Origin of the sequence: Ruegeria arenilitoris, from assembly GCF_013035425.1 — a bacterium.
Taxonomy (GTDB): Bacteria; Pseudomonadota; Alphaproteobacteria; order Rhodobacterales; family Rhodobacteraceae; genus Ruegeria; species Ruegeria arenilitoris_A.
Genome location: NZ_WQHX01000001.1, coordinates 474,230 through 487,474, shown reverse-complemented (window position 1 = coordinate 487,474; position 13,245 = coordinate 474,230). Strand labels below are relative to the sequence as shown.

Genomic DNA, 13,245 nt, shown 5'->3' with positions numbered 1-13,245 from the left:
TGATGCGACTTGCGGGTTTGGTTGTGGCGGCGGTTGTGGCCGTCGCAGGTGTGGCACAGGCACAAGATCAGCAAACACTGGCGGATATTCGTCAGGAACTGACCGTGCTGCATGTCGAGCTTCAACGCCTCAAGCGCGAGTTCTCGACAACAGGCTCGCCATCCCCAAACCTGTCCGGAGACTCGGTGCTTGAGCGGGTGGATGCGATTGAAGCGGAGTTGCAGCGCCTGACCCGGCAAACTGAACAGCTGAACCAACGTGTCCAAAGCATTGTTACCGATGGCACCAACAGGATAGGCGACCTTGAGTTTCGGCTTGTAGAACTGGAAGGCGGAGACCTGAGCACATTAGGTGAAACAACCACTTTAGGTGGTGACAATCACGGCACGGTCGTCGCGGCACAGCCTGTCACAACGAAACCAGAAACAGAGCAAGGCGAGCTGGCTGTAGGCGAGCAGGCAGATTTCGACGCAGCGGCGCAGGCGTTAGCTGACGGAGATTACAATACAGCTGTGGATTTGTTTTCTCAGTTCGATTTGGCATATCCCGGCAGCCCCTTTGCGTCGGAAGCCAACCTGAGACGCGGTCAGGCGCTGGAAAATTTGGGCGATACCCGTGAGGCTGCGCGAGCGTTTCTGGCAAGTTTTACCGGCGATTCCGAAGGACCACTGGCGCCAGAGGCCTTGTTTGAACTAGGAGCAGCACTTGGCCGGCTCGGACAGACTGATCAGGCATGCATTACATTGGGCGAGGTCGGAGTGCGTTTTCCGGCATCAGCTCCAGCCGCATCGGCAACACGGGAAATGGCATCGCTGGGGTGTTCTTGAACGCGAACGCCCAAAACCTTCTTGAAAAGATTGAGGCTTTGTTGCCTGATCCGCTGCCTCGCCGATTAGGGGTGGCGGTGTCGGGCGGAAGTGACTCAACCGCGCTTTTGCGTCTTTTGTCTAAAATTGCGCCAACTAAGGGGATCGAACTCTTTGCTGCCACCGTAGACCACGGTCTCCGAAAGGAATCTGCCGACGAAGCTGCATTGGTGGGGGAATTTGCACAGCGATGGGGCGTTCCACATACTATCTTAAAGTGGCAGGGCTGGGACGGTAGCGGAAATCTGCAAGATCAAGCTCGGCGTGCACGATACGGATTGCTGTTGCAATGGGCGCAAGAAAGAGGGCTTGGGGCGATCGCATTGGGCCATAATGCGGATGATCAGGCCGAAACAGTTCTGATGAGATTGGCTCGTGCTGCTGGCGTGTCGGGATTGTCGGCGATGGCCGCCGTTCGCCGCGAAGGCGATATCGATATATTACGCCCTTTATTGTCGGTTACCCGGACGCAACTGCGAGATTATTTGAACACCGAAGGTATCGATTGGATCGATGACCCCTCGAATCAAGATCCACGTTTTGATCGTATTAAGGTTCGAGAAGCACTTACCCAACTTGATGAGATTGGATTGACTGCGGAAACGTTGACACGTGTGGCAGAGAATTTAGCGCGCGCCCGAGAAGCGCTGCAACAATACACACAAGATTCGGCACGAAAAGTGGTGCACGAGATAGATGGGGTTCTGTGCCTGGACCAAGATGACTTTCAGTCGCTGCCCGACGAAATTCGCCGGCGGATTATTGTTGCCGCTGTTGGTTGGATTGCAGGTCAGGGGTACCCTCCGCGCCAAACCGCCATCGATCAGACGATGAAAGCAATCTCAGCTGGAAAATCAGCAACTTTGGGCGGATGCTTGCTGACCCCGGAAGGCAAAAAAATATGGATTAGCAGAGAGCTAAGGGCTGTCAGGGACCAAGTCGCAGACCCCGGTGACCTCTGGGACAACCGCTGGATTGTAACCGGCCCCCAAGATGCCGGAGCGGAAATTCGCGCTTTGGGCGAAGAAGGCGTTGCACAGTTGGAAAATTGGCGGGACCTAGGAAGGCCAAAAGCTACTTTGCTGTCGTCTCCGGCGGTATGGTCCGGCGACACTATCTTGTCTGCACCGCTGGCTGGCCATGCAAGCGGATGGCACATTCAAATGGCAGCTAACAGGCCAGAGTTTTATGCATCAATTTTATCTCATTGAACCTGCTTGAATCATCTCTATTTTATAGAGCAACCTCGGCAGGTCCCCATCCGCCGAAATCTTTTGGGAGAATTTCCTTGGGCAACGCTCGTAACATCGCCTTCTGGGTCGTCCTGTTCTTGTTGATCCTTGCACTGTTCAATTTGTTCAGTGGGTCAGGTGGCACGCTTCAGAATAATGAAAGAACCTATTCCGAATTCGTCAGTGCTGTAGATTCAGGAGATGTCACCAATGTGACACTGGATGGTGAACAGATCCGTTATCGCACAAGCGATAACCGTGACTATGTAACCATCAAACCCACCGACGCCGAGGTGACGAAACTGCTGATCGACAAGAACATCCCTGTTCGGGCCGAAAAACAGCAGCAATCCGGGTTTCAGTCGTTTCTTATAACTCTGCTGCCGTTCCTGTTGCTGATTGGCGTCTGGGTATATTTCATGAACCGGATGCAAGGCGGTGGCAAAGGCGGCGCGATGGGTTTTGGCAAGTCCAAGGCTAAAATGCTGACGGAAAAGCACGGTCGCGTGACTTTCGATGACGTTGCTGGCATCGACGAAGCCAAGGAAGAACTGGAAGAGATTGTCGAGTTCCTGCGAAATCCGCAGAAGTTCTCGCGCCTTGGTGGCAAGATTCCCAAGGGCGCGCTGCTTGTTGGGCCTCCGGGCACAGGCAAGACTTTGCTGGCCCGCGCTATTGCTGGTGAAGCTGGAGTCCCGTTTTTCACCATCTCGGGGTCGGACTTTGTTGAAATGTTCGTAGGTGTCGGTGCATCCCGCGTACGCGACATGTTCGAACAAGCTAAGAAGAACGCGCCATGCATTGTCTTCATCGACGAGATTGACGCTGTTGGTCGGCATCGTGGTGCTGGATATGGCGGGGGCAACGACGAACGCGAACAAACGCTTAACCAATTGTTGGTTGAGATGGACGGCTTCGAAGCCAACGAGGGCGTGATCATCCTTGCGGCTACCAACCGCAAAGATGTTCTGGACCCTGCCTTGCTGCGTCCAGGTCGATTTGACCGTAACGTGACCGTTGGTAATCCCGACATTAAAGGCCGTGAGAAGATCTTGGGCGTACATGCTCGTAAGACACCTTTGGGACCGGACGTAGATTTACGCATTATCGCAAGAGGCACGCCGGGCTTTTCAGGCGCTGATTTGGCAAACCTTGTTAACGAGGCTGCTCTGATGGCCGCGCGAGTTGGCCGTCGCTTTGTGACGATGGAAGACTTTGAGAACGCCAAAGACAAGGTGATGATGGGGGCCGAGCGCCGATCGATGGTGCTTACCCAGGATCAGAAAGAGAAAACGGCATATCATGAGGCTGGCCACGCGGTCGTGGGTATGACCCTGCCGTTATGCGATCCGGTTTACAAAGCGACGATCATCCCGCGAGGAGGAGCGCTGGGAATGGTCGTCAGCTTGCCAGAGATGGATCAACTAAATTACCACCGCGATGAGTGTGAGCAAAAGCTGGCAATGACAATGGCGGGTAAAGCTGCCGAAGTCATACGCTACGGCGAAGATCACGTTTCCAACGGGCCAGCGGGCGATATTATGCAGGCCAGCCAATTAGCTCGCGCCATGGTTATGCGCTGGGGTATGAGCGACAAGGTCGGCAATATCGATTATGCAGAGGCTCACGAAGGTTACTCAGGCAATACAGCGGGTTTCTCGGTATCAGCCCATACCAAAGAGTTGATCGAGGAAGAGGTTAAGCGTCTTATCCAGCAGGGTTATGAGCGCGCGCACGGCATCCTTACCGAAAGAAACGAGGAATGGGAGCGTTTGGCGCAGGGCTTGTTGGAGTACGAAACTCTGACTGGAGATGAGATCAAGCGTGTGATGAATGGTGAGTCACCCAGTGACAGCGATGACGAGGGTGACAGCCCGGATGAGGGCAACGCACCAAGCGTCACCGCCATTCCAAAGACCAAGTCAAAGAAGACTCCGCCCGAGGGTGGTATGGAGCCTGAACCTTCAACGTGACGCTTTAGACCCGGGAATTTCCCGGGTCTTTTTCTGTCGCCGCTAGTGACCTAAATTCAATCGACTTCCTGAACAAAATGGTGCGTCTATGCCAGTATTGCGTGAAACGGAATTCTTGGCCGAAATCGTTTGGCTTGGGCATGTTCCGGCCGGAGAGTCTTTGCGAGCCGAAGCCGTAGACAGCTTGGATCTGGATTTTTCAGGTGATCGCGGGGCACGACACGAAGGAAATAACCGTCCTTCCTGCGTAAGGGTCAAAAACCTGTATCCGCGAGGAACGGAAATCCGAAATGTGCGACAGCTTTCGGTGTTGTCGGCCGAGGAAATAGATGCGATTGCCACGGAAATCGGCTTGGACAGGCTGGACCCGACCTTCTTAGGCGCAAGTATCGTATTGCGCGGAATACCTGATTTTACGCACGTTCCGCCATCGTCCCGCCTACAGATCGAGGGAGGATTGACGATAACGATAGATATGGAAAATCGGCCTTGCGTCCTTCCCGGCCGGGAAATCGAAGCTGACTTGCCCGGTTACGGTGCTGCTTTCAAACCGGCGGCCAAGGGGCGACGCGGTGTTACAGCTTGGGTCGAAAGGCCTGGAATTGCGAAGATGGGCGATAAGATGCGGCTGTTTGTGCCAGACCAACGAAATTGGGCGCCTTAGAGGGCGAGAGTTTCCGATTGTAGCCAGGCTAAGCCGTGCCACGCCGCTTCGTGGCCTGATTATGTCGGAATCCATATCTATTGCCAGTGTACACAATTGTATGGATTGAGCAGCGCCGACGCTTTGCGTTGGTATTGCACGGAATTCAATCAGGGACTCTGGCCGATGAGCTATAAATCCGACATCGAAATCGCTCGCGAGGCGAACAAGAAGCCGATTCAGGAAATCGGTGCCAAGCTGGGCATTTCCAGCGACGATCTGCTGCCCTATGGCCATGACAAAGCAAAAGTCAGCCAGGACTTCATCAACTCGGTGCAAGACCGACAGGACGGCAAGTTGATCCTTGTGACGGCGATCAACCCGACCCCAGCTGGTGAAGGCAAAACCACCACAACCGTGGGGCTTGGCGACGGTCTGAACCGTATCGGCAAGAATGCGATGATCTGCATCCGCGAGGCGTCGCTTGGCCCGAACTTCGGTATGAAGGGCGGCGCTGCTGGCGGCGGCTTTGCGCAGGTTGTTCCAATGGAGGAAATGAACCTGCACTTTACCGGGGATTTTCACGCAATCACTTCGGCCCACTCTCTGTTGTCGGCGATGATCGACAATCACATCTACTGGGGCAACGAATGCGAAATCGACACTCGTCGGGTTGCTTGGCGTCGAGTTGTAGACATGAACGATCGTGCGCTGCGTCAAATTACAGCTTCATTGGGCGGCGTCTCAAACGGTTTCCCGCGCGAAGCCGGTTTCGACATCACTGTGGCGTCCGAGGTCATGGCAATTCTATGCCTGGCGACTGACTTGAAAGATCTGGAAAAGCGTCTGGGTGACATCATTGTTGCCTATCGTCGCGACAGAACGCCAGTCTACTGCCGCGACATCAAAGCCGAAGGCGCGATGACTGTTCTTTTGAAAGACGCGATGCAGCCCAACCTTGTCCAGACACTGGAAAACAACCCTGCGTTTGTCCACGGCGGCCCGTTCGCCAACATAGCGCACGGTTGTAACTCGGTCATCGCCACCAAAACGGCGCTGAAAGTTGCGGACTATGTCGTGACCGAAGCAGGCTTTGGCGCAGACTTGGGTGCTGAGAAGTTCATGAACATCAAATGTCGTAAAGCCGGTATCGCTCCTTCGGCAGTTGTTCTGGTTGCCACTGTTCGCGCAATGAAAATGAACGGCGGTGTGGCCAAGGCTGATCTGGGCGCAGAGAATGTAGATGCAGTAAAATCAGGTTGCGCGAACTTGGGACGTCATATCGAAAACGTTAAATCTTTCGGTGTTCCTGTTGTTGTTGCGATTAATCATTTCGTTACGGACACCGACGAAGAGGTTCAGGCTGTAAGAGACTACTGCGGTGAACACGGTGTGGAGGCGATCCTCTCGCGTCACTGGGAGTTGGGTTCGGAGGGGTCCGCGCCACTGGCAGAAAAGGTTGTTGAAATCGTCGAAGGTGGTACCGCAAATTTTGCGCCGATCTACCCCGATGAAATGCCTCTTTTCGAGAAAATCGAAACAATCGCGAAAAGAATTTATCGCGCGGACGAGGTTCTGGCCGACAACAAAATCCGTAACCAATTGCGGGAATGGGAAGATGCCGGATATGGAAATTTACCGGTATGCATGGCAAAGACGCAGTATTCGTTCTCAACTGATCCAACTCTGCGCGGCGCTCCTACGGGTCATTCGGTTCCAGTGCGTGAAGTTCGTCTGTCTGCCGGCGCAGGGTTCATCGTGGTCGTCTGTGGTGAAATCATGACCATGCCCGGTCTGCCGCGGAAACCTGCGGCTGAGACCATCTGTCTCAACGAAGAAGGTCAGATCGAAGGCTTGTTCTAAGCCACCGAAAAGTAAATCTCGTGGTCCAAAAAACTTGGGCCACGAGGAGATTTTGACGCACTCTCGGAAACCGCTGCGCGATTGTTATTTCCTGCGTGATCTGCAGAGGCAGTTCCGCGAACTTGACCGCCAATTGATCGAGATGTTGATGAAGCGCATAAGTTACATCGACAGAGCGTTCGAGTAAAAACCGGCATTAGGTTTACCGGAACGAGCTCCGGACAGGGTGGAGGAAGTGGAGCAGTGTGTGCGTGCGGGTTCCGAAGATTTGGGGAAGGATCCAGATTTGGCCGAGAAGCTTTGGCGCATTTTGATTGACTGGTTGATCGCACGTGAGGAACTTGCGTTAGGCAATGACAGAGCAGGCGGGGGCGACTGCGCCCTATCGTTTTTGAAGAAAGGAAACTTAGGATGGTAGCACAGGTTATCGATGGCAAGGCCTTTGCGGCTAGAGTGCGCGCACAGGTTGCCGACCAGGTTGCCAGGCTGAAAGAGGAAAACGGTATTATCCCAGGATTAGCCGTCGTTCTGGTGGGCGAAGACCCGGCAAGCCAAGTTTATGTACGGTCAAAGGGCAAGCAAACCGTCGAAGTGGGGATGAACTCGTACGAGCATAAGTTGGATGCCGATACCTCCGAAGAGGATTTGCTGACACTGATTGACAAATTGAACAAGGATCCCGCGGTACACGGAATTCTGGTTCAGCTTCCCCTTCCAAAGCATTTAAACGAAGATCTTGTGATCAACTCAATTGATCCGGCCAAGGATGTTGACGGGTTCCATATTTCCAATGTGGGGCTTTTGGGCACCGGACAGAAATCGATGGTACCTTGTACGCCATTGGGATGTTTGATGATGCTGCGTGATTATCATGGGTCACTGTCCGGCATGAATGCGGTTGTAATCGGTCGATCGAATATTGTCGGTAAACCGATGGCTCAATTGCTTCTTGGGGATAGTTGCACCGTCACAATCGCGCATAGCCGCACTAAGGACCTGCCTGACGTGGTGCGTCGCGCCGATATTGTCGTGGCCGCTGTGGGCCGCCTCGAGATGGTTCCTGGCGATTGGATCAAAGAGGGAGCAACGGTAATTGACGTTGGGATCAACCGGATTGAACGCGATGGTAAGAACAAGTTGGTTGGTGATGTAGATTACGCAAGCGCAGTTGAACGGGCAGGGGCGATCACTCCTGTGCCGGGCGGTGTTGGACCAATGACGATTGCATGCCTTCTGGCCAACACTCTGACCGCTTGTTGCCGCGCTAATGGCTTGCCCGAACCCGAAGGGCTTACGGCATAATTCGTTCGGAATATTCGGCGCTAAGCGTCACACAACAGTTCAAAAAGGGTCGAAGAGCGCGTTCGTTTTTCGACCCTTTTGCCGTGTATTGACTTCTTCTTTGTGGAGCCATTTTAGCTGTAAGGGGCTTCTTGGTTGGCCGCTGCGAAGACTGTTTGAATTTTAAGGCAAAGAATCTGTCAGGATTTGCTCCCCAGCTGAAAAGGCTGGATTAATCTGAGACCTGATTATCTCGGCATTGGCAAAATATATGGTTGCGCGCCGGTCAGAATAGCGCGCGCATCCGCCGCCATGACATCTGCCAAAGCTGTATCTGAACAGTGCAAACCGCCTGTGTAAGTACCGTAGGCTGGCAGGATCAACCGGGCGTAATCGACCAGAAACGCCGGACGAGTGACTGTGCGCCCTTTAGCCCTCAAACGAGCCTTTGGATGGTAATGTCCTGACACTTCACCCACCTCACCCGGCTGAGCAATATGACGGAATTTCAGTGGCCCACATGACCATTCCACCAAGTGGGTACCGCCCAGTTCGACAGGACCGGGGTCGTGATTTCCTTCGATCCAAATCCAGTGACGCCCGGCTTGTAATGAAATAAGTTGAAGGCGATCAGTTGAGACAAATGCATCGGATGCTTCCAAGTCATCGAAACTGTCGCCCAGGCAGACTACTGTAGTCGCCCTGCTAAGTTCCAAATCTGTTGCCAGTCGGGACAGGGTATCGCGGCCCTCGTAGGGCGGAAGAATTTGACCGCTGCGCCGGGCAACTCTTTCAGATTTACCTAGGTGCATGTCAGACACGCACAGCAATTTCTGATCGGGCCACCACAAGGCGCCACTGCCCAAGGCTGCCAACCTTTGTCCTGAAAATTCAAATTCCAGCGCGTTCATGATACGTTCTTTTCGCGGCTTTTCGATGTTGTTGCAAGAGGAGATCACAATGTATTCAAACCTGCCTCCTGAAGCAGGCGTGCGCTTTCCTCCGCCAATAGGCGTTCTTCGGCCTCTCCCTTAACTGGAATTTTCCCAACCTCCAGGAAAAGCGGCGCGGCAAGCGGTGAAACACGTTCCAGCCGCAACATATCGATCCGTCCGTCTATACGGGAAAGCATTTCCTCAATACGTCCAAAATCGACCAACCCGCGCATTGCTTCTTCACGTGTGATTTGCATTAATAAATGGTCAGGGTCGTATCGCATGAGCGTGTCGTAAAGTATGTCAGAGGAAAATGTTGCTTGACGACCGCTTTTTCGCTGGCCACCTGTGTTCCGTTCTATGAGGCCAGCAATCGTGGCAGACGCGCGAAAGGTCCGCTTCATCACGGCGTTGCCAGCCAGCCAATTCTCCAACCCATCTCTCAAAGCACTCGGATCGAAAAGAGGGCGGGGGTCGGTCACTGCATCTAAACCCCAAATCAAAGTGGCGTAGTCCGTCGCCACAAAGCCCAAAGGTGCTAGGCCTGTCTCCTCCATCCGTTTGGTCATTAACAAGCCAAGCGTCTGCTGCGCATTCCGACCCGCAAAGCCGTAGACACAAAGATGTTCCCGTCCGTCGCTTGGAAAGCTTTCAATCAATAGTCGGTCTCTCTGCGGTAAACGTGAAATATCGCGCTGCAGCGCTAACCATTCGGCGGTGTGTTGTGGCAATTGAGGCCATTCCCGTTGCGCAAACATTCGCAAGATCCGGTCGCTCAATTGGGTCGAGGTGGCAAATTTCGTGCCAGAAAATGTTGCGATCTTGGGTTTTCGATCAGCTCGACGGCTGACTTCGACGACCATTTCCCGCAGCCCCTCGTAACGGACAATCTGTCCGCCGATCAAAAATGTATCCCCGGGAGTTAACGAAGCGGCGAACGCTTCTTCCACCTCACCTAATGGCTTTCCGCCCCGATTTCGCTTCAATCGAACTTTGAGCGTGTCAGTATCTTGAATTGTACCCAGGTTCATTCGGATCCGTTGCGCCGTGCGCGGGTCGCGCAATTGCCAAAAACCATCGGGCCGTTGCTGCAGCCGTTGCCAGCGGTCATAAGCACGTAGGGCATACCCCCCTGTTGCGCAGAAATTCAGACAAGCGTCAAATGCGTTGCGGGTTAATTCAGCGAAAGGTCCGGCTGTCGTCATTTCGTCATACAGCGCGTCGGGATCAAAAGGCCCAGCAGCTGCGGCTATTAGAATATGCTGGCACAAGACATCTCGTGGGCCGGAACCGCGCGGTTCCCCATCCAAGTCATGTGCCTTCACTGCTTCGAGTGCGGCAACGCATTCGACCACTTCGAACCGGTTGGCTGGTACAAGCAGGGCCTTAGAAGGTGCATTGTAGCGGTGATTGGCGCGACCAATTCGTTGCACCAGCCGTTTGACATTTTTCGGAGCTCCTATCTGGATCACCAGATCAACATCGCCCCAGTCAATGCCGAGATCTAAACTACCTGTACAGACGATTGCTCGAAGGTCGCCCCGTACCATTGCTGCTTCGACCCGTTCGCGCTGTTGTCGGTCCAGACTTCCGTGATGGACACCGATCGGCAAGGCATCATCATTGGCAAGCCACAGATTATGAAAGAAAATTTCAGCTTGGGCGCGTGTGTTGTGGAATATCAAAGTCGTCTTGTGTCTTTTGATCTGATCCAGAACAGCCGGAACCGCATAGGCAGCACCACCGCCAGACCACGGTGGCTTCTCGTGAGTTTGCAGCATTGAAATGTCGGGATCTGGGCCGGGGTCGGCCTGTATGATGCGACACGGATCTGGGTGTCGTGCCAAAAAACGAGCGATGGCGTCGGGGTCCTCGACCGTTGCCGATAGTCCGACACGACGCAAACCTGGGCAGAGGCTTTGAAGGCGTGCCAATGCCAACATTAACTGGTCGCCGCGTTTGCTTTCTTCCAACGCGTGGATTTCATCCACGATCACCCTTTGCACACCGTCAAACATGCGGGGCGCATCCTCGTAAGATGTCAGAAGTGCCAGGCTTTCAGGAGTCGTCAGAAGGATATGCGGCGGGTCAGCGCGTTGCCTTTTCTTTTGTGTGGCTGAGGTGTCGCCTGTCCTGTCTTCGATCCTGATGGGTAATCCGATTTCACCAACGGGGACACGTAGATTGCGACGGATGTCTGATGCCAAGGCCTTGAGAGGCGAGACATAAATCGTGTGCAAGCCGCCATGGAAACCATCGGCCAATTCCGCCAGCGAAGGCAAAAAACCGGCCATGGTCTTTCCACCGCCTGTCGGTGCTATCAGCAGAGTTGCAGGGTCGCGTGCCCGGTCGAACATCTCTTGCTGATGCGGATGGATGGACCAGTTTTTCGATGTAAACCAATTTGTTATCCGGGCGGGAATCTGCGTCATGTTCGCAGATTACCCGCCCTAATACAGATTGGTATGGGAAAGACGTCTTTAGTGAACGATTTGTTCTTCTTTAACAAACATATTCGCCCAAGCTCGATCGATCAGATCGGGGCTCATCTGATAAGGTATGCCTTCGAATTCGCAGATTGAAATCATCTGATCGATTAAAAAGATCGGTTGGTAGTTGGCGTAGATGTTGTTGATCGTCGGATATTTTACTTTTAACAGATGCACCAGCGCCGCCTCGTCCAATGGCATGCCGCGTTTGCGGGCGACCATTGCAAAGATTTTCAGGAAGTTTTCCTGATTTGGGCCGTCGATTTTGATTTTGAAGAAGATCCGGCGCAGAGCAGCTTGGTCGAAAATCTCGTTCGGGTGAAAGTTGGTCGAAAAGATCACCAACGTGTCAAAGGGAACTTCAAACTTTTCACCAGATTGTAGACCAAGGATGTCTTTGCTTTCTTCCAATGGAACAATCCATCGGTTGATAAGTGCCTGAGGTGGTTCCGCCTGACGACCAAGGTCGTCAACAATAAATATACCGCCTGTAGATTTGAGCTGAAGCGGAGCCTGATAGGTTCGCGCCGTAGGATTATAGACCAAGTCCAGCATATTGAGTGACAATTCACCACCAGTCACAACAGTCGGGCGCTCACATTGCACGTAGCGGGTATCAAATCGCTTTCGGCGGCGCAGGCTGTTTGGATCATCAGCCTCTTGTTCGATCGCCGTGTGCACAATCGGGTCATAGACCGTAATCACCTGACCAGCATATTCGATAGCGCGCGGGACGTAGACGTTATCCCCCAGCGCATCTCTGATGCCGTTAGAAATCGAGGACTTACCGTTACCCGGGGGACCATACATCAGTATCGAACGGCCGGCACTGACTGCTGGACCCAGATGGTCCAAAAGGCTGTCAGGCAACACCAGATGTCCCATCGCCCCAGTCAATTGGTCGCGAGTAACCTGAATGTTGCGAATGGACTGGCGTTTAACCTGCTCGCTGTAGACCTCCAGCGGCACAGGCATGGCACCAAAATATTCCGACTGACTTAGAGCATCCAGAGCGCGCGCTTTCCCGGCATCCGTTAGTTGGTACCCCATTTCATTGCCGCTGTTGGCATTAAGAGTTCCTGTCGCCTCAAGCAGTTTTTGTTCGCGCGCAATATCAATTAACTCCTGCGTAACAGAACTTGGTAAACAGATCGCCTGGGCGACTTCCGTTACCGTGTCAACGTTCTTGCGGAAAATTGTTTTAAGAAGAATATCTCGCATCATCACCAGCGGAAGGCGCATTTCACCCAAGCCCTTAGGGGCAGGCGGGGCAATAACGGAATTGGTCTGCATATTCATCAGCGTTGCTCGTTTATCTACTTGTCACGACAAATGCCCGATACCGGGCCGCTTGCAAAAATTTGACCAAGATTTGTGGCAGTACCAAGGCACAGGCGTGGCGTACAGAAGATTGTTTACGAGCCGTAAATAATGCCCAATATCAAATACATGATAAGAGAACCAGCAAGCGCTAACCCCATCGGGAATTGTTTCCCTCGATCCCAGCTTTCCCAATGGGGCGCAATCTGGCGCAACGGGGTATATTTTGCCAACCGATGTGATGCAACCGCACCAAGCGTGGTTGACATAAGAATGACCATTACAACCATAAAATCCGCAGTCCATATAAAGGCGGAAGCGGCCGCGCAGAACTTGGCATCACCTGCACCCATGGCACCTGCAGCGTTGAGCACGATGCCCACAAGCAGAACAAAAGGTATGTGAAGAAGCTGCCAGGCATAAACGGGCAAGGACAAGGACAGTGGCCCGACGCTGCCGGTGGACCACCCTGCTGACCATGGCCGCAACGCAAGTAAACCAATAATGACAAAAACGATTGCTAAGGCTGCAACCGCATGGTTCTTGATGCGCATCTCACGCATGTCGGTGAACGCAACGTAAACGCATATCGGCAGCACAAAAGGTAAAAACCAAGCGGCCGCCGACGCAGGAATCGTCATGT

10 protein-coding genes are annotated in these 13,245 nt (G+C 53.4%); 6 read left to right on the top strand and 4 right to left on the bottom strand.

Annotation, left to right across the window (positions count from 1 at the left end; translation table 11 throughout):
• Window positions 1-2 precede the first annotated feature (2 nt).
• From ybgF to folD, 6 genes are all read left to right on the top strand, one after another.
• Complete coding sequence (ybgF, locus tag GOV45_RS02330) at window positions 3-827, top strand: tol-pal system protein YbgF (protein ID WP_170475338.1); 825 nt, start codon at window positions 3-5, stop codon at window positions 825-827.
• On the top strand, window positions 818-2,077 hold the full coding sequence (tilS, locus tag GOV45_RS02325) for a tRNA lysidine(34) synthetase TilS (protein WP_437436505.1): 1,260 nt from the start codon (window positions 818-820) through the stop codon (window positions 2,075-2,077). Before ybgF ends, tilS begins: the two co-directional genes overlap by 10 nt.
• A gap of 77 nt (window positions 2,078-2,154) precedes the next feature.
• Window positions 2,155-4,071 (top strand): ATP-dependent zinc metalloprotease FtsH, encoded by a 1,917-nt coding sequence (gene ftsH, locus GOV45_RS02320; RefSeq protein ID WP_170473690.1) that lies wholly within the window; start codon window positions 2,155-2,157, stop codon window positions 4,069-4,071.
• Between the two features lie 88 nt (window positions 4,072-4,159).
• Window positions 4,160-4,735: an MOSC domain-containing protein gene (locus GOV45_RS02315; protein ID WP_170473687.1), complete on the top strand. Its 576-nt coding sequence runs from the start codon at window positions 4,160-4,162 to the stop codon at window positions 4,733-4,735.
• A gap of 165 nt (window positions 4,736-4,900) precedes the next feature.
• The gene (locus GOV45_RS02310) at window positions 4,901-6,577 is read left to right on the top strand and encodes a formate--tetrahydrofolate ligase (RefSeq protein WP_170473683.1); all 1,677 of its coding nucleotides are present in this window, start codon (window positions 4,901-4,903) and stop codon (window positions 6,575-6,577) included.
• Window positions 6,578-6,988: 411 nt separating this feature from the next.
• Window positions 6,989-7,879, top strand: coding sequence for a bifunctional methylenetetrahydrofolate dehydrogenase/methenyltetrahydrofolate cyclohydrolase FolD (gene folD, locus GOV45_RS02305; protein ID WP_170473680.1), 891 nt, complete (start codon window positions 6,989-6,991; stop codon window positions 7,877-7,879).
• Between the two features lie 227 nt (window positions 7,880-8,106).
• Here the strand turns inward: folD and pdeM are convergent, their stop codons facing one another.
• The 4 genes from pdeM to GOV45_RS02285 form a co-directional block, all read right to left on the bottom strand.
• The gene (gene pdeM, locus GOV45_RS02300) at window positions 8,107-8,769 is read right to left on the bottom strand and encodes a ligase-associated DNA damage response endonuclease PdeM (protein ID WP_170473678.1); all 663 of its coding nucleotides are present in this window, start codon (window positions 8,767-8,769) and stop codon (window positions 8,107-8,109) included.
• Window positions 8,770-8,813: 44 nt separating this feature from the next.
• Entirely contained in the window at window positions 8,814-11,225 is a 2,412-nt protein-coding gene (locus GOV45_RS02295; protein ID WP_170473675.1) for a ligase-associated DNA damage response DEXH box helicase, read from the bottom strand.
• A gap of 48 nt (window positions 11,226-11,273) precedes the next feature.
• Entirely contained in the window at window positions 11,274-12,581 is a 1,308-nt protein-coding gene (locus GOV45_RS02290; protein ID WP_170473673.1) for an ATPase, read from the bottom strand.
• A gap of 116 nt (window positions 12,582-12,697) precedes the next feature.
• The gene (locus GOV45_RS02285) at window positions 12,698-13,243 is read right to left on the bottom strand and encodes a prepilin peptidase (protein WP_170473670.1); all 546 of its coding nucleotides are present in this window, start codon (window positions 13,241-13,243) and stop codon (window positions 12,698-12,700) included.
• Window positions 13,244-13,245: the final 2 nt, after the last annotated feature.

Coding starts and splice junctions, on each gene's coding strand:
- ybgF (WP_170475338.1), top strand. CDS start 3: ATGCGACTTGCGGGTTTGGTTGTGGCGGCGGTTGTGGCCGTCGCAGGT.
- GOV45_RS02315 (WP_170473687.1), top strand. CDS start 4,160: ATGCCAGTATTGCGTGAAACGGAATTCTTGGCCGAAATCGTTTGGCTT.
- GOV45_RS02310 (WP_170473683.1), top strand. CDS start 4,901: ATGAGCTATAAATCCGACATCGAAATCGCTCGCGAGGCGAACAAGAAG.
- folD (WP_170473680.1), top strand. CDS start 6,989: ATGGTAGCACAGGTTATCGATGGCAAGGCCTTTGCGGCTAGAGTGCGC.
- pdeM (WP_170473678.1), bottom strand. CDS start 8,769: ATGAACGCGCTGGAATTTGAATTTTCAGGACAAAGGTTGGCAGCCTTG.
- GOV45_RS02295 (WP_170473675.1), bottom strand. CDS start 11,225: ATGACGCAGATTCCCGCCCGGATAACAAATTGGTTTACATCGAAAAAC.
- GOV45_RS02290 (WP_170473673.1), bottom strand. CDS start 12,581: ATGAATATGCAGACCAATTCCGTTATTGCCCCGCCTGCCCCTAAGGGC.
- GOV45_RS02285 (WP_170473670.1), bottom strand. CDS start 13,243: ATGACGATTCCTGCGTCGGCGGCCGCTTGGTTTTTACCTTTTGTGCTG.